The following is a 25,365-nucleotide window of genomic DNA, read 5'->3' as shown; positions in this document are numbered from 1 at the left end:
TCCGTTTCTGTTAAAAAAAGCTTGAGTTTATTTTATCGTTGTGTAAATATAGGTGTCAAGACAGGTGTAAATAAAACAGGAGGGTGATGTATGTCTGAAAAAACAATTATCATCATTGGTTCGGGGACGGCGGCCCTCGCCTGTGCTTCTTCATTTCCTCCGTCATACCAAGTGACCGTCATTACGAAAAGAAACGTAACGAACAGCAATTCGCATTATGCTCAAGGCGGGATTGCCGTTTCATACGCAACAGATGACTCCATTGAATCCCATGTAAACGATACACTGTATGCGGGATGCGGGCACAATGACGTGACAGCCGTGCGGCATTTGCTGCAAAGCGGACAAAGTATGATAAACAGGCTGATAGAAGATCAATTTCCATTTGATATGAAATCAGACGGAACGTTTTGTCTCGGCAGGGAAGGCGCTCATTCCAAAAGAAGGATTCTTCACGCCGGGGGAGACGCAACCGGGCGGATTTTGGTCGGGTTTCTGCTTCAGCAGCTGAGGGACGGAATCCGGATCATTGAACACGAAACGGCGGTTGATCTTTTGATTGAACACGGACGGTGCGCAGGCGTTGCCGTAAAGGATGCTTCAGGTTCAGTTTCTTACAGAAGAGCAGATTGTGTAGTGCTGGCATCAGGCGGCTGCGGCAGTCTGTATCAGTATCACACAAATGATTCCTCCATAACGGGCGACGGCATCACTCTTGCCTTTCGTGCGGGAGCCGAGATCACAGATATGGAGTTCACCCAATTTCACCCGACCCTCCTTGTGAAAAGCGGGACTGCGTACGGGCTGATTTCTGAAGCAGTGAGGGGAGAAGGCGGATATTTAACGGATCGCTCCGGCCGCAGGATCATGGCGGGCAGACACGCACTTGAAGATTTGGCGCCGCGGGATGTCGTGTCACGGGCGATTTTTGAAGAAATAATGAAAGAAAACCCCGTTTTTATGAATTGCAGCCGCATATCTGACTTTAACAAACGCTTTCCGACCATATCAGGCATTTGTAAATCAGCGGGTGTTGATTTTGAAAGCGGGATTCCCGTAGCTCCGGGAATGCATTTTTTAATGGGCGGAGTAAGAGCCGATACATGGGGAAAAACGTCTGTGCCTGATCTTTATGCCATTGGCGAGACCGCCTGTACAGGCTTGCACGGGGCAAACCGCCTGGCGAGCAACTCACTTCTGGAAGCGCTGGCAAGCGGACAAAGATGTGCTGAACATATCACGAAAACGCCATTAAATGGCCGATATCAAAAAGCTTCGAAGAAATCTGACGTCATCTTACAAGTGCCGGATACGACGCTTCACATGCTCCAAGCCAAAATGACAAACGGAGCCGGCATCATCAGGGAGAAAGAAAACATGCAGGCGCTGGCATCCTGGCTGAACAAAGTATCTGTGCATCATATAAATGTGAAGGATATCACAATAGAACAAGCCGAGCTATCCTGCTTATGCCAGACTGCACAACTCGTCGTGTCCTCTGCTCTTATCCGGGAAGAAAGCAGAGGCGCTCATTATCGCGCTGATTTTCCCTGGGCAGAGAAAAAGTGGCACGGAAAACAAATCATTCATTCAACATCAGGAACAGTTATCAGAAAAAACGAAGGGATTGGGGAAATATGGACATTCTGCAGCTGAAACAAATGCTGACACGTTTTTTTCAGGAAGATATCGGAACGGGTGATGTGACGTCACAAGCGATTTTTTCTGATGAGCATTGTAAGGCGAAGATCATCGCAAAAACGGACGGCGTGTTTGCCGGGGAAACCGTTATCCGTGAAGGATTTGGGCTTTTACACAATGACATCCGCATCCGTTCCCTGAAAAAAGACGGAGAGCGGATGAAAAAAGAAGACGTGCTCGCTGAAATGGAAGGCCCGGCGGCAGCTCTTCTAACGGGAGAACGGGTCATTCTGAATCTTATCCAAAGAATGTCAGGCATTGCGACAATGACGGATGAGGCCAAAAGGCGTCTTGATGATCCGTCCATTAAGCTTTGCGATACGAGAAAAACGACACCCGGACTCAGAATGCTGGAAAAATACGCGGTCCGAATCGGAGGCGGCTGTAATCATCGCTTCGGCTTATATGACGGCATCATGATTAAAGATAATCATATTGCCGCTTGCGGATCGATAAAAGCGGCGATGGAGCGGGCGCGAAAAGCGGCGGGGCAGATGCTTGCGGCAGAAGTCGAAATCGAAACCGAACAACAGCTGCTGGAGGCAATAGATGCAGGCGCAGACATTATTATGTTTGACAACTGCCCGCCAGAGACCGTCCGGCGTTTTGCAGGCATGACACCGGGCCATATCAAAACGGAAGCATCCGGCGGCATAACGCTGGACACATTGCCTGGTTATAGAGGAACAGGCGTACACTATATTTCACTGGGATTTCTGACTCATTCAGTAAAAAGCGCCGATATCAGCATGGATGTCGCGACAGAACAGGGGGATTTTTCATAATGTCTATTTTTGACGTGTTAACTGCATCAGATGAAATGATGCCGAGCCATTATAAAAACATGAGTATCCGTGAAATGGAGAAGCGGGTCGCCGAAATTAAACGGTCTTTCGGAAAGCGCCTGTTCATTCCGGGACATCACTATCAAAAAGATGAAGTCATACAATTCGCCGATACGGCTGGTGACTCCCTGCAGCTTGCCCAAGTGGCCGAAAAAAATAAAGATGCGGAATACATTGTGTTTTGCGGCGTGCATTTTATGGCGGAAACGGCTGATATGCTGACCGATGATAACCAAACCGTGATTTTGCCCGACATGCGCGCCGGATGCTCGATGGCTGATATGGCAGATATACAGCAGACGGACAAAGCATGGCAAGAGCTTCAAGAGCTGTACGGTAACACCATCATTCCGTTAACATATGTTAACTCGACGGCGGAAATTAAAGCGTTCGTCGGACGGCACGGCGGGGCGACCGTCACCTCTTCGAATGCCCGGAGCGTGCTGAAATGGGCTTTTAAACAAAAAGAAAGAATTTTATTTTTGCCGGATCAGCATTTAGGCAGAAATACAGCTTATGACCTCGGCATTCTGCTGACAGAAATGGCTGTATGGGACCCGGCGCAAAACCGATTGCTTACTGATCACCCGGAAAGCATTAAGGTCATCCTTTGGAAAGGACATTGCTCCGTACATGAAAAGTTTACAGCGGAAAATATCTCTCAGCTGCGGCAGCGGGATTCTGACATCCGCATTATCGTTCATCCGGAATGTTCGCGGGAAGTGGTCTCGCTCAGTGACGACAGCGGATCTACCAAATACATTATTGATACGATTGAACAGGCTAAACCGGGAAGCAAGTGGGCAATCGGCACGGAAATGAATCTTGTTCAGCGCCTCATTCACTCGCATCCGGATAAACAGATTGAATCACTGAATCCGGATATGTGTCCGTGTCTGACAATGAACAGAATCGACCTTCCGCATTTATTGTGGTCGCTTGAGCAGCTTGAAAAAGGCGAGCCGAAAGGTGTCATTAAGGTGCCAAAAGCGGTTCGGACAGAAGCGCTTCGTGCTTTGAACAGAATGCTGAGCCATACGTAAAAATAAAAAACTCCCCTCCTTTCCAAATTTTTTATCATCATGCCCAGCTCGCCTGCATATAGTGTGAAGAAACGTATTGTAATGACAAATGTACCGTTCACGTTTTGTGCATAGGAGGGGAAAACGTTGAAAATTCATATCGTTCAAAAAGGCGATTCGCTCTGGAAAATAGCTGAAAAATACGGAGTTGATTTTGAAGAATTAAAAAAATTGAATAATCAGCTTAGCAATCCAGACTTAATTATGCCTGGAATGAAGATAAAGGTGCCTTCAGAAGCCGTTCCGGTCAGAAAAGAGCCAAAGGCAAACTTCGGAACGTCTGCGCATAAGCATGAGCATCCATATGCTAAAGAAAAACCGAAATCAGTTGTGGACATCGAAGACACCATAGCGGAAGAACCAAAGCCGTCAATTCCGTATGTGCCGCCGATCCCTGAAAAACATGAAAATGTGCTGCCGGAAGCTGATATGAATCAACATTATCCGTCCAATCAGCTGTTTCAGCCGTGGTCGCCTCCTAAGCCGGAGGAACCGGTGACACATTTTGTCGAGCCGAAAGAGAAGGAGTATGACAATAACATTCCACAACAGGAGGCAATGATCAACATGGAAAACGCGAATTACCCGAATATGCCAAAGGCGCCTGAAGTCGGAAAGATGGAAGAAGAAAACGCCGCTTATCATCTGCCGAATATGCCAAACATTCCGAATGTCCCGTTTCCGAATATGCCGGCCGTTGAACCGTTTATGCATTACCCGATGCCGTGCATGCCTTGTCCTTGTCCGGTTCCGGTGACGCCGATGCTGCCGGGTTCGGGATTATGCCACCCGTTCTTCCCGGTAGGCGGAGGTTTCGGCGGTTTTGGAGGCTTTCCGGTAATGCCGATGCCATATTCGTACGGATTCCACCCGGGATTTGGCGGTTATGGTGAATTTGAAAACCAGGCTCATGAAAACGCAGAGCATTATGGCGGTTTCGGAGGTGCTTCGTACGCTTACATGCCGTATTACGGCGGATATCCGTCACATCACGCAAACGCGCCTCATCACGATGGAAAATATAAGGATGATGATTGCGGCTGTCATGATAATTCACATCATCACCATCATCACCACGGGTCTCATCATCATTATGCAAATATGCCTGTGCAGCCATATCCGAATGTGGGGGCAAATGCCGGATATTTTATGCCTTACGGCGGAGCAAATCCCAATGTCTCGCCTAATCAGCCGAGTCCAAATCAAGTATTCGGACGGCCGGAGGAAGAAGAAGATTGATGTTTCGGAACGATGTATGTCGTTCCCTTTTTTATGTCCAAATGTGGAATGGTCATAACTGACAAGCTTAAACCCGCCGTCGGCCGCACATCCTAAACATGAGCGAAAAAACGCTCACACAGCGATGAATCCACGGGGGGTTTTTCCATTGGGCAAAAAATTGATGACGATCGCAGGCGTTTTAGCCGTGACGGCAAGCTTAACGGCATGCGGAGCAAATAATGCCATGAATGACGGACGCTACAATCAGACAACACGTCCGGTCGGGTATTATTCAAATGATAATGATAACGGCAGACGCCAGTACGGCATGGACCATCAAGGACCTGTTTCTGAAATGATGGAAAACCGAAACGGCCGCCGAAATACGACAAACGTGTCTTACCAAAATACGCCGAATAACGGGGTTCCGTTAACAACGGACGGCACATACAACGGCCGCAACGTCAATACGCCGCCGGCCGCGATGTCTTATAATGGGTATGACAATGCCGAAAACATCAGAATGGCGGCAAAAATTGCAAACCGCGTGAAGAAAGTAAAAGGCGTACAGGACAGTCAGGTCATCGTGACTGACACGAGAGTCGTCATTGCTGTCAGAACAAATCATCCATTTACAAAAAATGATGATAAACATGTCAAGCATGCAGCCAAAAAATTCGCGGACGGCCGCACAATTCAAGTGTTTACCGATAACGCGACTTTTACAAAGCTTCAAGACATGAACAAAAACAGCCGTTAGACTTAGACTGCCCGGATGATTCCATCCGGCAGTATTTTTTCATCATTTCTTTACATATTTTTAAAACGCTCTTTATATTGCGCTGTTATCATAAAAGCAATATAAAACGTAACGGAGGGGCCGGGATGAAAAAAACAGAGCATGACAATAGCAGCGGGACAAAAACTGTGTATCTGACTGTAAGAGGATACCGCCTCAAACTGACGCCCGGACAAATGAAACTGATTTCAGCCAGCCGGGCTTAATCATCGGGGCAGCCTTCCGTTTGGAGGGCTGTTTTTTTCGGCTGAAACGGACAATAGAAAGAAAACGATTAAGCACCGGCATCTTTGGTCAAACTAGCATCAAGAGTTTGATTGAATAAAGAGGTGTTATTGGTGAAACGAATTTGCGGTGTGCGTCTTTTGTTTATGCTTATCTTATCAGCAGCAGTCCTGATTTGCGGAGGAAACGCCGCATACGGGGCAGAGGTTGAGCATTACGGGCCGCTTCGGGTGCATGTCCAGCTGGAGAAGGTCTATCTGGATGGTGATGTCGGCATTGAGCATACGGATGAAACCGTTTTGGCGATGGAGGACTTTTGGGCCGCATATGCCGGCTGGACGCTCGTTGAGCAAAAAAAAGGCTTCGTCCTTTTCCGTAAGCATGTTGATGATATTTCTCCGCTCAGTAAAGTAAACGGTTATATCGGTGTCACAGACGGGGGCGTCATTTCCACTTTTCACGGCCGTCCCGGATCGCTGGCGGAACCGATCCAGTCTTTCTTTCAGATTGATTTAGAGCGGCTGGAAAGCCGATTGCAAAAGCACTTGGAACACGGTATACCGTACAGGACAAAAGCGGAGTTTGAGAGCGTGATCGATCATATTAAGACTTACAGCGGCTGACTTTGACGCAAGACATGTTACACATGTCTTTTTTTTCTGAATGAAAAGTGTCAAAGCGAACATACGTTAACTTTTCTATAAGACTTTGGCTGTTTTTGTGTTACAATGATAAGCAGTCAAAGAGGTGAATAGGTGTGATTGAATTCGTGAAGGGGACGATTGATTACGTATCGCCCCAATACATCGTGATTGAAAACGGCGGGATCGGCTATCAGGTCTTCACTCCGAATCCGTTTATTTATAAGGTAAGCAATCAAGAGACCATTTTTACGTATCATCATATAAAAGAAGACGCCTTTTCTTTGTATGGCTTTTCAACCCGGGAAGAAAAAGCGCTTTTCACAAAGCTGCTGAATGTCACCGGCATCGGTCCGAAAGGGGCGCTCGCCATTCTCGGTTCCGGTGATCCGGGAGCCGTCATCGAAGCGATCGAACAGGAAGATGAAGCCTTTTTGGTGAAATTTCCTGGTGTGGGCAAAAAAACGGCACGGCAGATTATTCTTGATTTGAAAGGCAAACTGGCCGATGTCGTGCCTGAAATGATTGACAACCTGTTCAATCATGAAGCGCGCATTGAAAAACAAGAGGCTGAAACGGCGCTTGATGAGGCGCTTGAAGCGCTCAGGGTACTCGGCTACGCCGAAAAAGAAATTAAAAAAGTGCTTCCTCACTTAAAAGAGGAAACGGCGCTTTCAACAGACCAATATGTGAAAAAAGCATTGCAAAAATTATTAAAGTAAGGTGATGTTCATGGATGAACGGCTCGTTTCAAGTGAAGCAGACAGCCATGAATCAATAATCGAGCAAAGCCTCAGGCCGCAGAACCTCGCCCAGTACATCGGGCAGCAGAAGGTAAAAGAAAATCTGCGCGTGTTTATCGATGCGGCGAAAATGAGGCAGGAAACGCTTGACCACGTTCTTTTATACGGGCCTCCGGGTCTCGGAAAAACAACGCTCGCGTCTATCGTGGCCAATGAGATGGGTGTGGAGATGCGGACGACGTCAGGCCCCGCTATCGAAAGACCGGGAGACTTGGCAGCCATTCTGACGGCGCTCGAACCCGGGGATGTGCTGTTTATAGACGAAATTCACAGACTGAACCGGTCAATCGAAGAAGTGCTGTACCCGGCGATGGAGGACTTCTGCCTTGATATCGTTATTGGAAAAGGCCCGTCCGCCCGCTCCGTCCGCCTTGACCTTCCGCCTTTTACGCTGGTAGGAGCGACGACCAGGGTCGGCTTATTGACCGCGCCGCTCAGAGACCGGTTCGGGGTGCTGTCCCGCCTTGAATACTATACGCAGGAAGAACTGACAGATATCGTGTCAAGAACGGCTGAAGTATTCGAAGTTGAAATCGAAGAAGCCCCGGCTTTGGAAATCGCCAGACGGTCAAGGGGAACGCCGCGGGTTGCAAACCGGCTTCTCAGAAGGGTGAGAGATTTTGCCCAAGTGCTAGGTGACAGCCGCATCACGGAAGAAATCGCTCACGACGCGCTCGAACGTCTTCAAGTCGACGCACTCGGCCTTGACCATATTGACCATAAGCTGCTGATGGGCATGATTGAAAAATTCAGCGGCGGTCCCGTCGGCCTTGATACGATTTCCGCGACAATCGGTGAAGAACCGCATACAATAGAGGATGTGTACGAACCGTATCTGCTTCAGATCGGATTTCTCCAAAGGACGCCGAGAGGACGGGTCGTGACCCCGGCTGTGTATGAGCATTTTCGATTGGAGGCACCCGCCTGTGACTGAATTTCCGAAGATTCTCATGGTTCTCGGTGCTGTTTTGCTTATTGTCGGCGCAGTCTGGCACTTTGTCGGAAGGCTGCCCGGAGATATTTTCGTTAAGAAGGGAAATGTCACATTTTTCTTTCCCGTTGTCACTTGTATTGTGATCAGTGTGATACTATCCATTCTGCTCAATTTTTTCGGCAGAATGAAATAACAATAGACAGAATAAAGGTGAAATGATGAAAGTCGATTTATTTGATTTTGAACTGCCTGAACGCCTCATTGCCCAAGTGCCGCTGAAAGAGCGTGACGCATCGCGGCTGATGGTGCTTGACAAACAGACGGGCGGACTGACGGACAGTTCATTTAAAGAGATTGTCAGCTTTTTTAAAGAAGGGGATTGTCTCGTTTTGAACAATACCCGTGTGCTGCCCGCCAGATTATTCGGCACAAAAGAAGATACGGGAGCGAAAGTGGAGCTCCTTTTATTAAAACAGGAAGAAAACGATACATGGGAAACGCTCGTAAAGCCGGCGAAACGCGTAAGAAAAGGTACGATTCTGACATTTGGCGACGGCCGGCTGACAGCGGTCTGTACGGAGGAGCTTGATCATGGCGGCCGAAAAATAAAATTCCGGTACGACGGGATTTTTTATGAAGTGCTTGAATCTCTCGGTGAAATGCCGCTGCCTCCTTATATTAAAGAGCAGCTTGATGATAAAGAGCGGTATCAGACCGTCTTTTCAAAAGAAATCGGTTCTGCCGCCGCCCCGACGGCCGGACTTCATTTTACGGAAGAGATCCTGGACGAGCTGAAGCAAAAGGGCGTGCGGATTGAATTTATCACCCTTCACGTGGGGCTCGGCACTTTCCGCCCAGTCAGTGCGGATGATGTGGAAGAGCATAACATGCATGCGGAATTTTATGAAATGACGGAAGAAACCGCCGCCTCTTTAAATGAGGTCAGAAAGGCGGGCGGACGCATCGTGTCGGTCGGAACGACATCAACGCGCACCCTTGAAACCATTGCCGGCGAGCATGACGGCGTATTCACCGCTTCAAGCGGCTGGACGTCCATCTTCATTTATCCGGGATATGAATTTAAAGCGATTGACGGCATGATCACTAATTTTCATCTGCCGAAATCCTCGCTTATCATGCTTGTTTCTGCGCTTGCCGGCAGAGAGCATGTGCTTTCCGCCTACCGTCATGCGGTAGAAGAGGAATATCGTTTCTTCAGCTTTGGCGACGCCATGCTGATTATCTAATTTGAATGACAGGAGGCCTCATACAAAATGGCTGAACAACCGATACGTTATGAATTTATAAAGGAATGCAAACAAACGGGAGCGCGTCTGGGCAGAGTTCATACGCCCCACGGCTCCTTTGAGACGCCTGTATTTATGCCGGTCGGCACGCTTGCTACGGTGAAGACGATGTCTCCGGACGAGCTGAAATCTATGGATGCGGGTATTATTTTAAGCAATACGTACCATTTATGGCTCCGCCCGGGACATGACATCGTAAAAGAAGCAGGCGGGCTTCATCAGTTTATGAACTGGGACCGCGCGATTTTAACGGATTCCGGCGGTTTTCAGGTCTTTTCATTAAGTAAGTTTTGTAATATAGAAGAAGAAGGCGTTCATTTCCGCAATCACTTAAACGGAGACAAGCTGTTTTTATCTCCGGAAAAAGCGATGGAAATTCAAAACGCCCTCGGTTCCGATATCATGATGGCGTTTGATGAATGCCCTCCGTACCCGGCAGAGTATGATTACATGAAGCGCTCTGTGGAACGGACCAGCCGCTGGGCCGAACGCTGCCTGAAGGCGCACGGACGCTCTGATGAGCAGGGGCTGTTCGGAATCGTACAGGGCGGAGAGTACGAAGACTTGCGGACACAAAGTGCCAAAGACTTGGTTTCGCTTGATTTTCCGGGCTATGCCATAGGCGGATTATCTGTCGGCGAGCCGAAGCACGTCATGAACAGAGTGCTTGAGTTTACAACTCCGCTTTTACCGAAGGACAAGCCGAGATATTTAATGGGTGTGGGTTCACCGGATGCCTTAATTGACGGCGCCATCCGCGGCGTTGATATGTTTGACTGCGTGCTGCCGACCCGGATTGCCCGAAACGGCACGGTGTTCACGAGTGAAGGGCGCCTGAATATGAAAAATGCCAAATATGAGCGCGATTTCCGTCCGATTGACGAAGAGTGCAGCTGCCATACATGCAAAAATTACTCCCGCGCTTACATCAGACATTTGATCCGCTGTAATGAAACGTTTGGAATTCGATTAACAACTTACCATAACCTTCATTTTCTGTTACACTTAATGGAGCAGGTCAGACAAGCTATCCGGGAGGATCGTCTTGGTGATTTCCGAGAAGAGTTCTTTGAGCGTTACGGCTATAATAAGCCAAATGCGAAAAGCTTCTAAATAAAAACCATTTTTGAAAGGAGGGAAACAGATGGGTACTTTAGGTACAATCGTTCCTATTATTTTAATGTTTGCAGTGCTTTATTTCCTGCTCATCCGTCCGCAACAAAAGCAGCAGAAGGCTGTACGCCAGATGCAGGAAGAGCTGAAAAAAGGAGATTCAGTGGTGACAATCGGAGGATTGCACGGCACTGTTGATTCAATTGATGAGAGCAAGGTCGTCATTAAAACAGGTGATAACACCCGTTTAACTTTTGACCGCCGCGCAATCAGAGAAGCTTCCGCTGAGTAACAGCGAAGCTCATACATACTAAAAAAGAGCGGAGAATCCGCTCTTTTTTTTATTACGCTGATCTGCTTCCTTTCAAATTCACTCCGAAAATCCCGCCCAGCATACTGACTCCCAAAAAGCCGAGGTGAAACAAAAGCTGCCCGGATGTAAACGTTTTTCCGAACCCTAAATATTGAAACAGCAAGATGATTAACGAGAAACAAACGGCGGTTAACGCTCCGATCATCCAGCCTTTTTCTTTCGCTTTGCCGCCGGAAATAAAACCGCCCGCAAATAAAGATAGAAAAGAAAGCGCGGTGATCAGCCAGCTGAAAGATGACTCTTCCATTGAGGTGACCGTCAGTAACAGTGAAATCGCCAAACTCGTCAGCAGCATCACTGCAAAGATAGCTACTAAGCCGTACAAGACGCCTTTTCCCACTTGTTTTGTTTCTTCCATTTTTATCTCCTCCCCGCCCTGCGGCCTGACATATGACAAGCCGGAGCCTGTCTTTTTCTAAATGTATTCTCTGAATGTTCGGATTAGACGTAAAAGCATCATGTTCAGCTCATTTCTTACATAAAACAGAGCGGATGGCAAATGCTATGACCGTTGGAGGTGCGATATGGGAGATATTTTCATTATTACGTTTCGTACAATAGTGCTTTACATCATCATTCTTGTGATTTTCAGGCTGATGGGAAAGCGGGAAATCGGAGAGCTGAGCATTTTGGATTTTGTCGTTTCCATTATGATTGCTGAAATAGCGGTTTTGGCAATTGAAAATGTAGAGGATCAGCTTTTGCATACCATTGTGCCGATTGTCATTTTAATGATTATTCAGGTAAGCCTTGCTTTTGTCTCGCTCAAAAGCCAAAAAATACGGCAGCTGCTTGACGGCAAGCCAACCACTATCATTAAACAGGGAAAAATCGACGAACGGGCGATGAGATCACAGCGCTACAATTTTGACGACCTTCTGATGCAGCTGAGGGAAAATAACATCGAAAGAATTTCTGACGTGTCATACGCCGTTTTAGAGTCATCAGGAAAACTGTCAATCGTCAAAAAGAAAAACAATAAGGATAAGCAGCTGGAAACCCCGCTCATTGTCGATGGAGTCGTTCAAAACGAGCATTTAGACAGAATCGGGAAAGACAAACACTGGCTCGAAAAAAATTTAGCAAAAAGAGGATATCGCGATCTTTCGGAAATATCATTCTGCACGTTTACAGACGGGGCTTTTTTTATTGATATCAAAAATGAAAAAGGGGAGCCTTAAACCGGACTCACCGCATCACAAACCGGCCGATGACCGGAATCCGGATCAGCTCCTCCCTTTTAATCAGCCTGAATATCAGCAGAAGCACAATGTACAGTATCACGGTCATTGCAATCCATCCTGTGAGATTAACAGCCTCTGACCCTGAAAAATGAACGGCGTGCTTTATAATGCGGCTCACATAGCCGCAAATGAATATGACGGCAAAGCAGAGCGCGTATTCTTTTATTTTAATGCTGATCGGGAGCACTTTGCTTACAGTGGCCGCATGCAGCAGGGTGACGAGGACCATTCCCGTCACAATCGCCAATGCCGCGCCCATAATGCCGAGCGAAGGCCTGGTCGCCAGCACAAAAATAAGGCCTGTTTTAACAGCGGCGCCGATAAAACTGTTCATCATGGCGGCCCCGGCTAAATTAAGCGCCTGCAGCACCGCTTGAAGGGGCCCCTGAAAATAATAAAGCAGAAAAAACGGCGCCATCACTTTAATAAATACCGCTGCATTCGTTGATCCGTACATGACGGACATCAGCTCATCAGCGAAAGAGAATAAAATAACCACTGAAATGCCCCCGCTTAAAAGACACAGCCTCATCGCCTGTTCCAGACGGTATTCGACAACTTGCAGCTTTTTTTGCTCCATTCCTTCACTGATCGCAGGAACAAGCGCTGTTGACAGAGAATAGGTTATAAAGCTGGGCAGCGTCAAAACCGTCATGGCAAAACCGGTCAGCTCCCCGTACTGGCTGGTGGCAGCAGCGGTGGCCACTCCTGCAATCGCAAGGCTCTGCGCGACGACAATAGGTTCAAAAAACCAAGACAAGTTTCCGATGAAGCGGCTTCCGGTTGTCGGAAGCGACACGCTCATCAGCTGGCGGAAGGTTTCTTTTCCATTTGCAATCGACTTGAAAAATTGTTTTCTGATTCTGATTGTTTTTTTGGCCTTGAAACAAATGAATAAATAAATAAGAGAGGCGAGCTCCCCGATGACAGACGAAATCATGGCTCCGGCCGCGGCATATTCAATTCCGTACGGCAGAAACACCGTCGTGCAGACCGCGACAAGTGAAATCCGCACAATTTGTTCAAGCACTTGGGAAAACGCCAGCGGGTTCATATTCTGCCTGCCTTGAAAATAACCGCGCAGCACGCTGGAGATTGCGATAATCGGCACGACGGGCGTAATCGCCAAAAGCGGGTAAACCGTGCGTTGATCAGTCAGCATCGTTTCGGCCATAATCGGCGCAAAGCATAAAAACAGCGGCGTAAAGATGAGACTTAATATCCCGGTGATGGTAAGCGACATCACTAAAATATGTTTCATTTTTTCCCGGTCCCCCCGGGCGCTTGCTTCAGCGACAAGCTTGCTGATGGCAACAGGGAGGCCGAATTGGGTCAAAGTGGTGGCCAAGAAAAATGTCGGGGCAGCCATCATGTACAATCCGACCCCTTCTTCACCGATAAACCGGGCGATGACCACCCGGTTGACAAAGCCGAGCATTCTTGTAATCATCCCGGCTGTGATGAGAATAAGAGTGCCCCTTAAAAAAGTCTGTTTTGCCATTTTACAACCCCTGCCTTCTCAAACTACCTGGAATCATATACAATAAGGATATGCGCCGATGTCGTCCGAGCATGACAAGTCTTCGAGAAAAAGGGAAAAAGGAGCGAGCGCCCAGTGGAGAAACATCCCGCCGAAATGTATAAAGATCATTTGCGGCCTTTTTTGTACAGTAAACTTGAAGAGTTCAAAATCCTCGGATACGATGATGTTGAACATGAGAGTTTATGGTCATACCTCATACATAAAAAGTGGAAACAGAAAACGGAACTGCCGCTGTATAAATTGGCCGGCGATATTTTATCAGTTAAAATTGGCGATTTTATGAACTATGCAACCGTCGAAGCTTTTAAGTCGTCTAATTGGCTGGAAAGCGATGAAGGTCAGGAAGCTTTGGATGAACTGCTGAGATAATGATTTGACGGCATAGGTTTAAGGAGGAAATACATAATGAAAAAAGGACGCTTGATTGCGTTTTTCCTGATCGTATTATTGATCGGCACAGGGCTGGGGTATTTTACAAAGCCGGCTGCCAAAAATATTACGTTAGGATTGGATTTACGCGGCGGGTTTGAAGTTCTGTACGATGTGCAGCCCGTCAAAAAAGGCGATAAAATCACAAAAGACGTGCTTGTCAGCACGGTGCAGGCGCTGAACCGCCGGGCTAACGTTCTCGGCGTAAGCGAGCCGAACATTCAGATTGAAGGGAACAACCGCATCCGCGTACAGCTGGCGGGCGTCACGAATCAGAACAGGGCGCGCGAAATTCTGTCAACGGAAGCGCAGCTCTCGTTCAGGGACACGAATGATAAAGAGCTCTTAAACGGCTCTGATCTCGTTGAAAACGGCGCGAAGCAAACTTTCGATCCGACGACGAACGAACCGATTGTCAGCGTGAAGCTGAAGGATGCGGACAAGTTCGGAGAAGTGACGAAAAAAGTCAAGAAAAAGGCGCCTAATAATCAGCTCGTCATCTGGCTTGATTATCAAAAAGGCGATTCATTTAAAAAAGAAGTCGGCAAAAAACATCCGAAATATGTATCCGCTCCGAATGTGAGCCAGGAATTAAATACGAAGGATGTCACAATTGAAGGCCAGTTCACCGTTCAAAAAGCAAAGGACTTGGCCAATATTTTAAACGCGGGCGCGCTGCCTGTGAAACTGACCGAAAAATACTCTACTTCAGTAGGGGCGCAATTCGGACAGCAGGCTTTACATGATACGGTAGAGGCCGGCATCATCGGGATTGCACTTGTTTTCTTATTTATGCTGCTTTATTACAGACTGCCGGGTCTCATTGCGGTTATCACGCTTTCTGTATATGTGTATATTACGCTTCAAGTGTTTGACTGGATGCAGGCGGTGCTGACACTTCCGGGTATCGCGGCCCTCATTTTGGGTGTAGGGATGGCGGTTGACGCCAATATCATCACCTATGAACGGATAAAAGAAGAGCTGAAACTCGGAAAATCCGTCCGCTCGGCTTTCCGTTCAGGGAACAGACGGTCATTTGCGACGATTTTCGATGCGAATATCACAACGATCATCGCAGCGGTCGTGCTCTTTATTTTCGGGACAAGCTCTGTAAAAGGGTTTGCGACGATGCTGATTTTGTCAATTCTGACAAGCTTTATTACAGCTGTCTTCCTTTCAAGATTCCTGCTCTCCCTTCTTGTGGAAAGCAGATGGCTTGACCGGAAAAAAGGCTGGTTCGGCGTCAAGAAAAAACATATTATGGACATCCAGAAAACAGATGAAAATACTGAACCGCATACGGCGTTCCAAAAATGGGATTTCACGAGCAAACGAAAATACTTCTTTATTTTCTCAAGTGCTGTGACTATTGCGGGAATTATCATCTTACTGATCTTTAAACTCAACCTGGGAATCGATTTTGCAAGCGGCGCGCGGATTGACGTGCAGAGCAATCATGCCTTGACGGCGCAGCAGGTTGAAAAAGACTTTGACTCTCTCGGCATGGACCCGGAAAACGTAGTGCTCTCAGGTAAAGAGAACCATGTCGCCGCGGCCCGGTTTGTCGGAGAGCCATCTAAAGAAAAGATCGCTGAAATCAAAACGTACTTTAAGGACAAATACGGAGCTGAACCGAATGTCAGCACGGTATCGCCGACAGTCGGAAAAGAGCTGGCCCGTAATGCCTTATATGCCGTGGCAATTGCATCAATCGGCATCATTATTTACGTGTCAATACGTTTTGAGTACAGAATGGCTGTCGCCGCAATTGTATCCCTGCTGTATGACGCTTTCTTTATCGTCGCGTTTTTCAGCATTACAAGGCTGGAGGTCGACGTCACCTTTATCGCCGCTGTGCTCACCATTATCGGTTACTCGATAAATGATACGATCGTTACATTTGACCGGATACGCGAGCAGATGAAAAAGCGCAAGCCGAAGTCATTTGCCGATCTGGAACACATCGTGAATCTGAGCTTGCAGCAAACCTTTACACGCTCGATTAATACGGTCTTAACCGTAGTGATTGTTGTCGTCGTGCTGCTCATTTTAGGGTCATCGTCAATTACAAACTTCTCCGTCGCCTTATTGATAGGTTTATTGACGGGTGTTTATTCTTCTCTTTACATCGCCGCACAGATGTGGCTTGTATGGAAAGGAAAAGAATTTAAATCGAAAAAATCAATCGAAGAGTAATGGGAAACAGGCTGTCTTGCAGAAGACAGCCTGTTTTTTCAAGCTGCATTGAACTTAAAACCTGCATTTGCTATAATGACATACGCTTACATAATCAATCATCACTGTAAAAACATGTAGGAGGGTTCTTATGAACGTTCGTGAGTCGGAGCTTCCGGGCATCGGCCAGAAAGTCGAAGTCATTACGAAAAATCGCGATAAAATCAGTATTATTCTTCATGATGACGGCAGAAGAGAGCTCTATTACTTCGATGAGGATGATCATGACGAGTGCTTGGCATCCGTTGAATTTAACGATGAAGAGGCGAGGCAGATCTCCGCTATTTTAGGGGGGATGACGTATAAACCGAAAGCGCTGGAATCTGTGGAAGTTGCGCTTGACGACCTCGTCATTGAGTGGTTTAAAGCCGAATCTCATGCGCCGGCTGTCAGCCGCACAATCGGAGATTTGGATATCAAGGAACAATACGGCGTTCAGGTAATTGCGATCGTGAAGAAAAACCGGCAAAAACAGCTGACTCCCGCCTTTGATACCGTGATTGAAGAAGGGGACACCCTCGTCTTATCTGGGGAAAGAAGCGGATTGAAAAAGCTGGTTCGTGAGCAGTTAACGGCCCGGATGTCCTGAGCCCGGGGTTTACCCGCAGGAAAATGAGGGAAAAGATAAGAATTAATAATTGGGGGCTGACGCATGAATAAACAATGGACTATTATATTCGCTTTATTATTTACTCTGATTGTCGCCATTTTTGCTGTCATTAACGTGCGGGCGGTTGAGGTTGATTATCTGTTCGGAACCGCTGAATGGCCGCTGATTTTAGTCATTTTAGGCTCTGTGTTAATGGGGGCGCTGATCGTGTTTTCAGCCGGTATATTTCAAGTGATGAAGCTGAAGCGTGAAATTAAAATGCTGCGGAAAGAAAACAGATCCGCTGCTGAATTGCCGGCTGATCCGGACGTCAGAAAACCAGCCGCTCCGCCGGAAGAAATGCTGGAAGAGAAAAAAGGATCAGAATAACATTTGAAACCCCTCAGTCCGCTCTAGTATAATAGGGTGGTTGAGGGGTGAATTTATGTTAGCGTCAAAAATGCGCTGGGAAATCCAGCAGCCGGATAAGGAAAAGGTCAAATCACTCACAGAACAATTGGACATAACACCTCTTGTGGCATCGCTGCTTGTAAAAAGAGGTTTTGATACTGCCGAAAGTGCAAGGCTGTTTTTACATACAAAGGATGCAGACTTTTATGACCCGTATGAATTAAAGGGAATGCGGGAAGCAGTTGATCGGATAAAGCTGGCGGTTTCCCGCGGGGAACCGATTATGATTTACGGAGATTACGATGCAGACGGCGTTACAAGCACGTCAGTGATGCTGACGGCGCTCAGACAGCTGTCAGCGAACGTTGACTTTTATATTCCCGACCGTTTCACAGAAGGCTACGGCCCGAATGAACAAGCTTTCCGCTCCATAAAAGAGCGGGGATTTTCGCTCATCATTACAGTGGATACGGGTATCGCCGCCGTTCATGAAGCCGAAGTCGCAAAAGAGCTCGGTTTAGACGTCATTATTACCGACCACCATGAGCCGGGACCCGAGCTTCCTGACGTATTTGCGATTATCCACCCGAAGCAGCCGGGCTGCAGCTATCCGTTTAAAGAATTGGCCGGCGTCGGTGTGGCGTTTAAGCTTGCCCACGCGCTTACGGGTTCTTTGCCGGAAGCTATGCTGGACTTGGCGGCGATCGGTACGGTTGCTGATCTGGTGCCGCTGCATGATGAAAACAGATTAATAGCGTCGCTTGGAATCGAAAGGCTTCGGACGACAAATCGGCCGGGTCTCAAAGCTCTGATTAAGCTTTCCGGCGGAGATATCGGACAAGCCGATGAGGAAACGATCGGGTTTCAGGTCGCACCGAGGCTGAATGCCGTCGGAAGAATAGAACAGGCTGATCCCGCGGTGCACCTGTTGATGACCGATGACCAGTTTGAAGCGGAGGAGCTGGCTTCGGATATTGACCGGCTGAATAAAGAGCGGCAGAAAATGGTGAAAACCATGACCGAAGAGGCTGTTGAAATGGTTCAGCAGCAAGGCGGAAACCCTTCTGCCATTGTCGTGGCAAAAGCCGGCTGGAATCCGGGAGTTGTCGGTATTGTCGCATCGAAGCTGGCTGAACGCTTTTACCGGCCCGCTGTTGTGCTGGGGATGGATGAGGAGCAGGGAATCGCCAAAGGGTCGGCGCGAAGCATCAGAGGCTTTAACCTTTTTACGAGCCTGTCACAGTGCAGAGACATTCTTCCTCATTTCGGCGGACATCCGATGGCCGCAGGAATGACTTTGAAGGCTGAAGATGTGGCGGATTTAAGGGATCGGCTGAATCAAATGGCTGAAGAAACCCTTACCGAAGAGGATTTTATCCCCGTTCAGGAGGTTGATCTTGTCTGCGGCGTCGAAGACATCACCGTTGAAAGCATTACAGAATTGAATATGCTGTCGCCGTTCGGCATGCTAAACCCTAAACCTCATGTGATGGTGGAAAACGCCGTGCTTGATGAGGTGCGCCTGATCGGAGCAAATAAAAATCACGTGAAAATGACGGTGAAAAATGATTCCGCCGCTCTCGACTGCGTCGGCTTTAACAAAGGAGAGCTTGAAGCCGGGATTGTTCCCGGATCAACGATTTCCATTGTCGGCGAGATGTCTATTAATGAATGGAACAACAGAAAGAAACCCCAGCTGATGATTAAAGATGCTGCGGTGCCGGAATGGCAGCTTTTTGATATCAGGGGCAAGCGGATGTGGGAAGATACGGTCACTGCGCTGCCTAAGGAAAAACGGGTGCTCATCAGCTTTAACGAAAAAACCGCCCGAAAGCTCCGTGCCGAGCTTTCGGGTGAGCTGGCTGAGATCACGTCGGAATCCGAAGCAGAAGCTCTTCCGCTTGACGGAAAGTATGCCGTTTTTCTGGATGTGCCGCCATCAGCGGACCGCCTCCAGCGTTTGCTTGACGGGAAGAAGCCGGAACGGATTTATTTTGTTTTTATTAATCATGAAGAACATTTCCTGTCCTCATTTCCATCGCGGAATGACTTCAAGTGGTTTTACGCATTTCTCTTGAAAAGGGGCACTTTTAACTTAGGCAAGCATGGTTCAGAGCTTGCGAGACACAGAGGATGGTCAATTGACACAATCAATTTCATGACAAAGGTGTTTTTTGATCTCGGTTTTGTTAAAATAGAAGATGGTGTGCTGTCTGTCGTGAGCGGCGCGAAAAAACGCGACCTCGCAGATTCGCAAACCTATCAGGTAAAACAGCAGCTGATGGAATTAGACCAGAAGCTCAATTATTCCGCAGCCCATGAGCTGAAGGAATGGCTGAATAAGCTGATGAACCAAGGTTCAGAGGCTTATGAAAGTACGAGGAGGACATAGAACAGATGGATCTTAAAAAATACGTAACAATTGTGCCCGATTACCCGAAAGAAGGCGTGCAATTTAAAGATATTACGACATTGATGGACAAGGGCGACGTATACCGTTACGCGACTGACCAAATTGTTGAATATGCAAAAGAAAAAGAAATTGATTTAGTTGTCGGGCCCGAAGCGCGCGGCTTCATTATCGGCTGTCCGGTCGCATATGCGCTCGGAGTCGGCTTTGCGCCGGTTCGGAAAGAAGGAAAACTTCCGCGTGAGGTCATTAAAGTCGATTACGGTTTGGAGTACGGCAAAGACGTACTGACCATTCATAAAGATGCGATCCTGCCGGGACAGCGCGTTCTGATTACTGATGACTTATTGGCAACAGGCGGAACGATCGAAGCAACGATTAAGCTTGTGGAAGAGCTTGGCGGCGTCGTAGCCGGTATTGCGTTTTTAATTGAGCTTTCTTACCTTGACGGCAGAGCAAAGCTTGACGATTACGATATTTTAACACTAATGAAATATTAAACCGCATATGGAAAAAAGCACTCGTGTCAGGGTGCTTTTTTCCTATTATTTCATCATCCTGACAGATTCTTTAGGTGTTTTGAACTTCTGCCCTTTACATCTCTCGTTTTTTTCTTGATAATAAACTAATACAGTTTACATTTAAAAAAGGTGATTCCATGGCGAACGAACAAGTATTGACTGCCGAGCAAGTAATAGATAAAGCGCGCACTTATCTGCCGGAGGAGCAGATTGCGTTTGTTGAGAAAGCTTATCTGTATGCGCAAGACGCGCATCGCGAACAGTATCGCAAATCAGGTGAGCCGTACATCATTCATCCGATTCAGGTGGCGGGAATCCTCGTCGATCTGGAAATGGACCCTTCCACGATTGCGGGCGGATTTCTGCATGACGTGGTCGAGGACACGGATGTCACCCTCGATGACCTGAAGGAAGCATTTTCTGAAGAAGTGGCGATGCTTGTCGACGGTGTAACGAAGCTCGGTAAAATTAAGTATAAATCTCAAGAGGAGCAGCAGGCGGAAAACCATCGAAAAATGTTTGTCGCTATGGCTCAGGATATCAGAGTCATATTGATCAAGCTGGCGGATCGCCTTCATAATATGCGGACGTTAAAGCATCTTCCGCAGGAAAAGCAGCGGAGAATTTCAAATGAGACGCTGGAAATTTTCGCTCCGCTGGCCCATCGGCTCGGGATTTCTAAAATCAAATGGGAGCTTGAAGACACCGCTCTCCGTTATTTGAATCCTCAGCAATATTACAGAATCGTTAACCTCATGAAGAAAAAGCGCGCGGAACGCGAACTTTATGTCGATGAGGTTGTCAATGAAGTGAAAAAACGCGTCGAAGAAGTGAATATCAAAGCGGACTTTTCAGGCCGTCCGAAGCACATCTACAGCATTTACCGCAAGATGGCGCTGCAAAATAAACAGTTTAATGAAATATATGATCTGCTCGCCGTCCGTATTCTTGTCGGAAGCATTAAAGACTGCTACGCCGTACTCGGCATTATTCATACGTGCTGGAAGCCGATGCCGGGCAGATTCAAAGATTATATTGCGATGCCTAAGCCGAATATGTATCAGTCCCTGCATACGACAGTAATCGGGCCTAAAGGCGATCCGCTGGAAGTGCAGATCAGAACGTTTGAGATGCATGAGATCGCTGAATACGGGGTGGCTGCACACTGGGCATATAAAGAAGGCAAGGCTGCAAACGAAGAAGCGACATTTGAGAAAAAACTGTCCTGGTTCCGCGAAATTCTGGAATTCCAAAACGAATCTACCGATGCGGAAGAATTTATGGAATCGCTGAAAATCGATTTATTTTCTGACATGGTATACGTATTTACGCCAAAAGGCGATGTCATTGAACTGCCGTCAGGCTCTGTACCGATTGATTTTTCCTACAGGATTCACTCCGAGATCGGCAACAGAACCATCGGAGCGAAAGTGAACGGGAAAATGGTGACGCTTGACCATAAGCTCCGGACGGGCGACATTGTCGAAATCCTGACGTCCAAGCATTCATACGGTCCGAGTCAAGACTGGATCAAACTCGCACAGACGTCACAGGCGAAACACAAAATCCGCCAATTCTTCAAGAAACAGCGCCGTGAAGAAAATGTCGAAAAAGGCCGTGAGCTGGTCGAAAAAGAAATTAAAAATCTTGATTTTGAAGTGAAGGAAGTTTTAACGCTCGAAAACCTTCAAAAGGTTGCCGACAAGTTCAATTTCTCAAATGAAGAGGATATGTACGCGGCGGTCGGGTATAACGGGATTACCGCTTTGCAGGTGGCAAACAGGCTCACCGAAAAAGAACGGAAGCTGCGTGATCAGGAAGAGCAGGAAAAAATCGTTCAGGAAGTCACTTCCGAGCCGAAACAGTATCCGCAAGGGAGAAAACGGGAAGCGGGTGTGCGCGTGAAAGGCATCGACAACCTTCTCGTCCGTTTGTCGAAATGCTGCAACCCGGTGCCAGGCGATCATATTGTCGGTTTTATTACAAAAGGGCGCGGTGTATCCGTTCACCGTGATGACTGTCCGAACGTAAAAACGAATGAAGCGCAGGAACGATTGATCCCTGTTGAATGGGAGCATGAATCACAAGTTCAAAGACGCAAAGAATATAACGTTGAGATTGAGATTCTGGGGTATGACCGTCTCGGGCTGTTAAATGAAGTGCTTCAGGCCGTAAACGAAACGAAAACCAACATCTCGTCTGTCTCGGGCAAATCCGACCGCAATAAAGTCGCTACGATTCATATGGCGATTTTTATTCAAAACATCAATCATCTGCACAAAGTGGTCGAGCGGATTAAGCAGATCAGAGACATATATTCAGTCCGCCGGGTAATGAACTAAAAGGAGCTTGCTATGAAATTAGTTGTTCAGCGTGTAACAGATGCAAGTGTGACAGTTGACGGCGCTGTCGCCGGCCGGATCGGACCCGGCATTATGGCGCTTGTCGGCGTCACTCATGAAGATACAGAGGAAGATGCCGCCTACTTGGCCGATAAAATCGTGAATCTCCGGATTTTTGATGACGAGAGCGGCAAGATGAATTTATCGCTTTTGGATACGGGCGGAGAGATTTTATCAGTTTCCCAGTTTACGCTTTACGGCGAAACGAAGAAAGGGAGACGCCCGAATTTTATGAATGCGGCGAAACCGGATCAGGCTCTGCTCCTTTATGAAAAGTGGAACGAACTTCTTCGGGAAAAAGGAGTCAAAGTGGAAACCGGAATATTCGGGGCCATGATGGATGTTCAGCTGACAAATTCCGGGCCCGTTACATTGATTATGGATTCTAAACAATAAAAAAAGCTGCCGTTTGGCAGCTTTTTTTTTATGATTGAAAATAATGTTCCAATCCGCTTTCAATTCCGTCTGTCACTTTTTCCTGGTAAGAGCCGCTATGTATGATTGTTTCTTCTTGCGGTTGACTGAGATAGCCGAGCTCATACAGCATGGCAGGCCGTTTATTTTCTCTCAGGACGTAATAATCTCCAAACAGTACGCCGCGATCGGGGATAGGCGAACGCTTCACTACTTCAGAATGGACGTCTGAGGCAAGCTGCCGGTCCTTAGACGGACTGTAATAATAAGCGGTGCTTCCTCTTGTTGACGTATCGGCATAGCTGTCATAGTGGATGCTGATAAAGGCATCCGCATTCCTGTAATGGGAGGTTGAAACCCTGGCCTGCAGGCTGATAAATGTATCATCCTGCCTTGTGATATACACGTTTGCACCGGCCGCTCTCAATTTCCCGGCCAGCAGCTTAGCGGTTTTAATCGTTACGTTTTTTTCAAACTTTCCGGAGTAGCCGATCGTTCCGCTGTCTTTACCTCCGTGTCCGGGATCAACGACGATCGTTTTATTTTTAAGTGAGCCGCTGCCGCCTGACGTGTTGGGAGAAGGTGCTTCTCCTGTTTCTTCACCGCTTTTAGACGTTTGCACGACCCAGTTTGCCACATATGCTGTTTGTCCGTTTTCTAGCCGGACTTCATACCATTTGCCGCTTGAGCCGACAATCGGATAGGCTGCGCCTTTATCCGCTCTTTTTACGATAGAAGCGGAAGTCGAGGCTGAGCTCCTTAAGTTGGTGCCGCCGTAAACGATATACGCTTTTTTCGAGGTGTCTGAGCTGTCTCCCGAACCGGCCGCGCTGTCCGATGAGTCAGAATCCTTTATGATGTAGTGGCTTGCTGCCCAGCCTCTTTGCCCGTTTGCTTCAATTTTCAGCCAGCCGTGATCTTCGCTTAAGATGGAAACCTTTGTTCCGCGTGATAATTTAGTCATAATGGCTGAATCATGTGACGCTGCACTTCTGACATTCAATGAAGAAACGCCGACGGTCCCGTTCTTTGAACCGCTTTGGGACGAATTTGCTTTCGTATCCGATCCGCCGCTGTCCGCGGTGACGTATTCGGAAGAAACCCATCCGGTTGTGCCTTGATAAGAAATGTTCACCCATCCGCTGTTCTTGTCCAGCATGGATGCATGTGCGCCTTGCGGAAACTTGCCGATGACTTCATATGATGTCCCCGGGCCTTTTCTGATGCGGAGGTCAGGGTCAGTGGAAGTGACCGTTCCGCTTTTTGCGGATGCATTGTCTGCTCCTCCGGCTGTTTTTGATATCAGCCAGGAAACGACCCATCCGGTTTTACCGGGGCTCAGCTGAAGCTGCACCCAGTCTCCCTCTTCCTTGAGGATGGGGTATCTTTCCCCTTTTTTTACTTCAGCCTTAATTTCGTAGCTCAGGCCGGGACCGCCTCTGACATTGATCTTGTCTGTCGCGATGACCGCTTCTCCCTCTGCGGCGACTGCGGTGTGGAATGACGGAAGAAGCGCTGTGATGATGACGCCGCATAAAATAAGAACAAGAGTTCTCTTACTCATGGCTGTCCTCCTTTCTGAACTAACTAAAATACATTCTTGTATAATATCGCATTTTCCTTGCTGAATGTTAAATAAAAATAAAATAGTTTGTTTATACTAGTCATAAATACAGCGAAAAGGTGTGCAAATCATGAAATTTCAACCAAAAATGGGACGCGCGCTGCACGATGCGGAAGGAAATCTTCACTTCAGTGATCAGAGCGATAGAGAGAAGGACGGTTTTCTTGAAGAGACGGCAACGGAGTTCGGTCTCTTATCGAAAGAAGCGGTCGCAAGGAAAAACAGACGGAATAAAACTTGACAGGGGCGTGCAATCCCATTATTATAATAGAAATTGATGTACATAAGTCATGATAACGATTTTGAACCGATAATGGAGAAGAGTAGGTCAGAATGCATGGAGAAGAGAGGAACCGTCCCAGGCTGAAAGCGGATCCGCACTGCATCTTTCTCGAAACAACACTCCGGAGGTTCCCTGCTGAACGCTTTGCCGGAAAAGGGCATCAGTCATTAGGCAGCGGACGTGAACCTGCGTTAACGGTCAGAGCGGGGATGCTTC

General features: G+C 47.6%; 26 protein-coding genes and 1 other annotated feature (1 of these 27 only partly in view). Of the genes, 23 read left to right on the top strand and 3 right to left on the bottom strand.

The window, feature by feature from the left end:
- Positions 1-90: 90 nt before the first annotated feature.
- The 13 genes from nadB (at position 91) to yajC (ending at position 10,963) form a co-directional block, all read left to right on the top strand.
- Positions 91-1,656, top strand: coding sequence for an L-aspartate oxidase (gene nadB / locus ACW5MY_RS12700; RefSeq protein ID WP_013353050.1), 1,566 nt, complete (start codon positions 91-93; stop codon positions 1,654-1,656).
- Positions 1,638-2,486 (top strand): carboxylating nicotinate-nucleotide diphosphorylase, encoded by an 849-nt coding sequence (gene nadC / locus ACW5MY_RS12695; protein ID WP_013353049.1) that lies wholly within the window; start codon positions 1,638-1,640, stop codon positions 2,484-2,486. Before nadB ends, nadC begins: the two co-directional genes overlap by 19 nt.
- Positions 2,486-3,589 carry a quinolinate synthase NadA gene (gene nadA / locus ACW5MY_RS12690; protein ID WP_013353048.1) on the top strand — a complete coding sequence of 368 codons (1,104 nt, stop codon included), beginning with the start codon at positions 2,486-2,488 and terminating at the stop codon, positions 3,587-3,589. Before nadC ends, nadA begins: the two co-directional genes overlap by 1 nt.
- Positions 3,590-3,715: 126 nt before the next feature.
- Entirely contained in the window at positions 3,716-4,867 is a 1,152-nt protein-coding gene (gene safA, locus ACW5MY_RS12685; protein WP_289393777.1) for a spore coat assembly protein SafA, read from the top strand.
- 148 nt (positions 4,868-5,015) lie between these two features.
- Complete coding sequence (locus ACW5MY_RS12680) at positions 5,016-5,609, top strand: YhcN/YlaJ family sporulation lipoprotein (protein ID WP_014470776.1); 594 nt, start codon at positions 5,016-5,018, stop codon at positions 5,607-5,609.
- 125 nt (positions 5,610-5,734) lie between these two features.
- Positions 5,735-5,854: a hypothetical protein gene (locus ACW5MY_RS12675; RefSeq protein WP_014470775.1), complete on the top strand. Its 120-nt coding sequence runs from the start codon at positions 5,735-5,737 to the stop codon at positions 5,852-5,854.
- Positions 5,855-6,019: 165 nt separating this feature from the next.
- The gene (locus ACW5MY_RS12670) at positions 6,020-6,496 is read left to right on the top strand and encodes an intercompartmental signaling factor BofC (RefSeq protein ID WP_038463270.1); all 477 of its coding nucleotides are present in this window, start codon (positions 6,020-6,022) and stop codon (positions 6,494-6,496) included.
- Positions 6,497-6,630: 134 nt separating this feature from the next.
- Positions 6,631-7,236, top strand: a complete 606-nt coding sequence (ruvA, locus tag ACW5MY_RS12665) for a Holliday junction branch migration protein RuvA (RefSeq protein ID WP_003152683.1) — start codon at positions 6,631-6,633, stop codon at positions 7,234-7,236.
- 10 nt (positions 7,237-7,246) lie between these two features.
- Entirely contained in the window at positions 7,247-8,251 is a 1,005-nt protein-coding gene (ruvB, locus tag ACW5MY_RS12660) for a Holliday junction branch migration DNA helicase RuvB (protein WP_013353043.1), read from the top strand.
- Positions 8,244-8,444: a DUF2905 domain-containing protein gene (locus tag ACW5MY_RS12655; protein ID WP_013353042.1), complete on the top strand. Its 201-nt coding sequence runs from the start codon at positions 8,244-8,246 to the stop codon at positions 8,442-8,444. The genes ruvB and ACW5MY_RS12655 overlap by 8 nt, the downstream gene beginning before the upstream one ends.
- Before the next feature lie 25 nt (positions 8,445-8,469).
- Positions 8,470-9,498, top strand: a complete 1,029-nt coding sequence (gene queA / locus ACW5MY_RS12650; protein ID WP_013353041.1) for a tRNA preQ1(34) S-adenosylmethionine ribosyltransferase-isomerase QueA — start codon at positions 8,470-8,472, stop codon at positions 9,496-9,498.
- 27 nt (positions 9,499-9,525) lie between these two features.
- Positions 9,526-10,671, top strand: coding sequence for a tRNA guanosine(34) transglycosylase Tgt (gene tgt, locus ACW5MY_RS12645; RefSeq protein ID WP_013353040.1), 1,146 nt, complete (start codon positions 9,526-9,528; stop codon positions 10,669-10,671).
- 31 nt (positions 10,672-10,702) lie between these two features.
- Positions 10,703-10,963, top strand: coding sequence for a preprotein translocase subunit YajC (gene yajC / locus ACW5MY_RS12640; RefSeq protein ID WP_003152695.1), 261 nt, complete (start codon positions 10,703-10,705; stop codon positions 10,961-10,963).
- Between the two features lie 52 nt (positions 10,964-11,015).
- Here yajC and ACW5MY_RS12635 read toward each other — a convergent pair whose 3' ends face one another.
- A complete protein-coding gene (locus ACW5MY_RS12635; protein WP_013353039.1) occupies positions 11,016-11,402 on the bottom strand; it encodes a TIGR04086 family membrane protein in 387 nt (128 codons plus the stop codon).
- A gap of 166 nt (positions 11,403-11,568) precedes the next feature.
- Between ACW5MY_RS12635 and ACW5MY_RS12630 the strand changes: the two genes are divergently transcribed.
- Complete coding sequence (locus ACW5MY_RS12630) at positions 11,569-12,225, top strand: DUF421 domain-containing protein (protein ID WP_013353038.1); 657 nt, start codon at positions 11,569-11,571, stop codon at positions 12,223-12,225.
- Between the two features lie 7 nt (positions 12,226-12,232).
- On the opposite strand, the gene spoVB is transcribed toward ACW5MY_RS12630, so the two are convergent.
- Positions 12,233-13,789: a stage V sporulation protein B gene (spoVB, locus tag ACW5MY_RS12625; protein WP_013353037.1), complete on the bottom strand. Its 1,557-nt coding sequence runs from the start codon at positions 13,787-13,789 to the stop codon at positions 12,233-12,235.
- A gap of 114 nt (positions 13,790-13,903) precedes the next feature.
- On the opposite strand from spoVB, the gene ACW5MY_RS12620 reads away from it, so the two are divergent.
- The 8 genes from ACW5MY_RS12620 to dtd all read left to right on the top strand — a co-directional run bounded on the left by ACW5MY_RS12620 (position 13,904) and on the right by dtd (position 23,224).
- Positions 13,904-14,200, top strand: a complete 297-nt coding sequence (locus ACW5MY_RS12620; RefSeq protein ID WP_013353036.1) for a post-transcriptional regulator — start codon at positions 13,904-13,906, stop codon at positions 14,198-14,200.
- A gap of 36 nt (positions 14,201-14,236) precedes the next feature.
- Entirely contained in the window at positions 14,237-16,456 is a 2,220-nt protein-coding gene (gene secDF, locus ACW5MY_RS12615; RefSeq protein WP_289393776.1) for a protein translocase subunit SecDF, read from the top strand.
- Between the two features lie 130 nt (positions 16,457-16,586).
- A complete protein-coding gene (locus ACW5MY_RS12610; protein WP_013353034.1) occupies positions 16,587-17,084 on the top strand; it encodes a cation:proton antiporter regulatory subunit in 498 nt (165 codons plus the stop codon).
- Positions 17,085-17,147: 63 nt separating this feature from the next.
- Positions 17,148-17,474, top strand: coding sequence for a LapA family protein (locus ACW5MY_RS12605; RefSeq protein ID WP_013353033.1), 327 nt, complete (start codon positions 17,148-17,150; stop codon positions 17,472-17,474).
- Positions 17,475-17,529: 55 nt separating this feature from the next.
- Complete coding sequence (recJ, locus tag ACW5MY_RS12600) at positions 17,530-19,887, top strand: single-stranded-DNA-specific exonuclease RecJ (protein WP_013353032.1); 2,358 nt, start codon at positions 17,530-17,532, stop codon at positions 19,885-19,887.
- 5 nt (positions 19,888-19,892) lie between these two features.
- Positions 19,893-20,405, top strand: a complete 513-nt coding sequence (locus ACW5MY_RS12595) for an adenine phosphoribosyltransferase (RefSeq protein ID WP_013353031.1) — start codon at positions 19,893-19,895, stop codon at positions 20,403-20,405.
- A gap of 158 nt (positions 20,406-20,563) precedes the next feature.
- Positions 20,564-22,768 carry a GTP diphosphokinase gene (gene relA, locus ACW5MY_RS12590; RefSeq protein ID WP_289393775.1) on the top strand — a complete coding sequence of 735 codons (2,205 nt, stop codon included), beginning with the start codon at positions 20,564-20,566 and terminating at the stop codon, positions 22,766-22,768.
- A gap of 12 nt (positions 22,769-22,780) precedes the next feature.
- Positions 22,781-23,224 (top strand): D-aminoacyl-tRNA deacylase, encoded by a 444-nt coding sequence (gene dtd / locus ACW5MY_RS12585; protein ID WP_013353029.1) that lies wholly within the window; start codon positions 22,781-22,783, stop codon positions 23,222-23,224.
- 28 nt (positions 23,225-23,252) lie between these two features.
- Here the strand turns inward: dtd and ACW5MY_RS12580 are convergent, their stop codons facing one another.
- Positions 23,253-24,806 (bottom strand): SH3 domain-containing protein, encoded by a 1,554-nt coding sequence (locus ACW5MY_RS12580; RefSeq protein WP_014470771.1) that lies wholly within the window; start codon positions 24,804-24,806, stop codon positions 23,253-23,255.
- A 130-nt stretch (positions 24,807-24,936) separates the two neighbouring features.
- Between ACW5MY_RS12580 and ACW5MY_RS12575 the strand changes: the two genes are divergently transcribed.
- Positions 24,937-25,107 carry a YrzK family protein gene (locus tag ACW5MY_RS12575; protein ID WP_014470770.1) on the top strand — a complete coding sequence of 57 codons (171 nt, stop codon included), beginning with the start codon at positions 24,937-24,939 and terminating at the stop codon, positions 25,105-25,107.
- Positions 25,108-25,167: 60 nt separating this feature from the next.
- Positions 25,168-25,365, top strand: a binding site (T-box leader); it runs 47 nt beyond the window's last position.

The organism is Bacillus sp. Bwzl_19 (assembly GCF_054900515.1).
Note: the sequence above shows the minus strand (reverse complement) of the source record. Positions and strands in the feature narration are given on the sequence as shown.

Bases quoted from the DNA above. Each gene is read 5' to 3' on its own strand.
- ACW5MY_RS12580 (WP_014470771.1), bottom strand. From the start codon at position 24,806: ATGAGTAAGAGAACTCTTGTTCTTATTTTATGCGGCGTCATCATCACA.
- queA (WP_013353041.1), top strand. From the start codon at position 8,470: ATGAAAGTCGATTTATTTGATTTTGAACTGCCTGAACGCCTCATTGCC.
- ACW5MY_RS12670 (WP_038463270.1), top strand. From the start codon at position 6,020: ATGCTTATCTTATCAGCAGCAGTCCTGATTTGCGGAGGAAACGCCGCA.
- recJ (WP_013353032.1), top strand. From the start codon at position 17,530: ATGTTAGCGTCAAAAATGCGCTGGGAAATCCAGCAGCCGGATAAGGAA.
- nadB (WP_013353050.1), top strand. From the start codon at position 91: ATGTCTGAAAAAACAATTATCATCATTGGTTCGGGGACGGCGGCCCTC.
- ruvB (WP_013353043.1), top strand. From the start codon at position 7,247: ATGGATGAACGGCTCGTTTCAAGTGAAGCAGACAGCCATGAATCAATA.
- yajC (WP_003152695.1), top strand. From the start codon at position 10,703: ATGGGTACTTTAGGTACAATCGTTCCTATTATTTTAATGTTTGCAGTG.
- dtd (WP_013353029.1), top strand. From the start codon at position 22,781: ATGAAATTAGTTGTTCAGCGTGTAACAGATGCAAGTGTGACAGTTGAC.
- nadA (WP_013353048.1), top strand. From the start codon at position 2,486: ATGTCTATTTTTGACGTGTTAACTGCATCAGATGAAATGATGCCGAGC.
- ACW5MY_RS12635 (WP_013353039.1), bottom strand. From the start codon at position 11,402: ATGGAAGAAACAAAACAAGTGGGAAAAGGCGTCTTGTACGGCTTAGTA.
- ACW5MY_RS12575 (WP_014470770.1), top strand. From the start codon at position 24,937: ATGAAATTTCAACCAAAAATGGGACGCGCGCTGCACGATGCGGAAGGA.
- tgt (WP_013353040.1), top strand. From the start codon at position 9,526: ATGGCTGAACAACCGATACGTTATGAATTTATAAAGGAATGCAAACAA.
- ACW5MY_RS12605 (WP_013353033.1), top strand. From the start codon at position 17,148: ATGAATAAACAATGGACTATTATATTCGCTTTATTATTTACTCTGATT.
- ACW5MY_RS12610 (WP_013353034.1), top strand. From the start codon at position 16,587: ATGAACGTTCGTGAGTCGGAGCTTCCGGGCATCGGCCAGAAAGTCGAA.
- ACW5MY_RS12630 (WP_013353038.1), top strand. From the start codon at position 11,569: ATGGGAGATATTTTCATTATTACGTTTCGTACAATAGTGCTTTACATC.
- ACW5MY_RS12595 (WP_013353031.1), top strand. From the start codon at position 19,893: ATGGATCTTAAAAAATACGTAACAATTGTGCCCGATTACCCGAAAGAA.
- spoVB (WP_013353037.1), bottom strand. From the start codon at position 13,789: ATGGCAAAACAGACTTTTTTAAGGGGCACTCTTATTCTCATCACAGCC.
- secDF (WP_289393776.1), top strand. From the start codon at position 14,237: ATGAAAAAAGGACGCTTGATTGCGTTTTTCCTGATCGTATTATTGATC.
- relA (WP_289393775.1), top strand. From the start codon at position 20,564: ATGGCGAACGAACAAGTATTGACTGCCGAGCAAGTAATAGATAAAGCG.
- nadC (WP_013353049.1), top strand. From the start codon at position 1,638: ATGGACATTCTGCAGCTGAAACAAATGCTGACACGTTTTTTTCAGGAA.
- ACW5MY_RS12675 (WP_014470775.1), top strand. From the start codon at position 5,735: ATGAAAAAAACAGAGCATGACAATAGCAGCGGGACAAAAACTGTGTAT.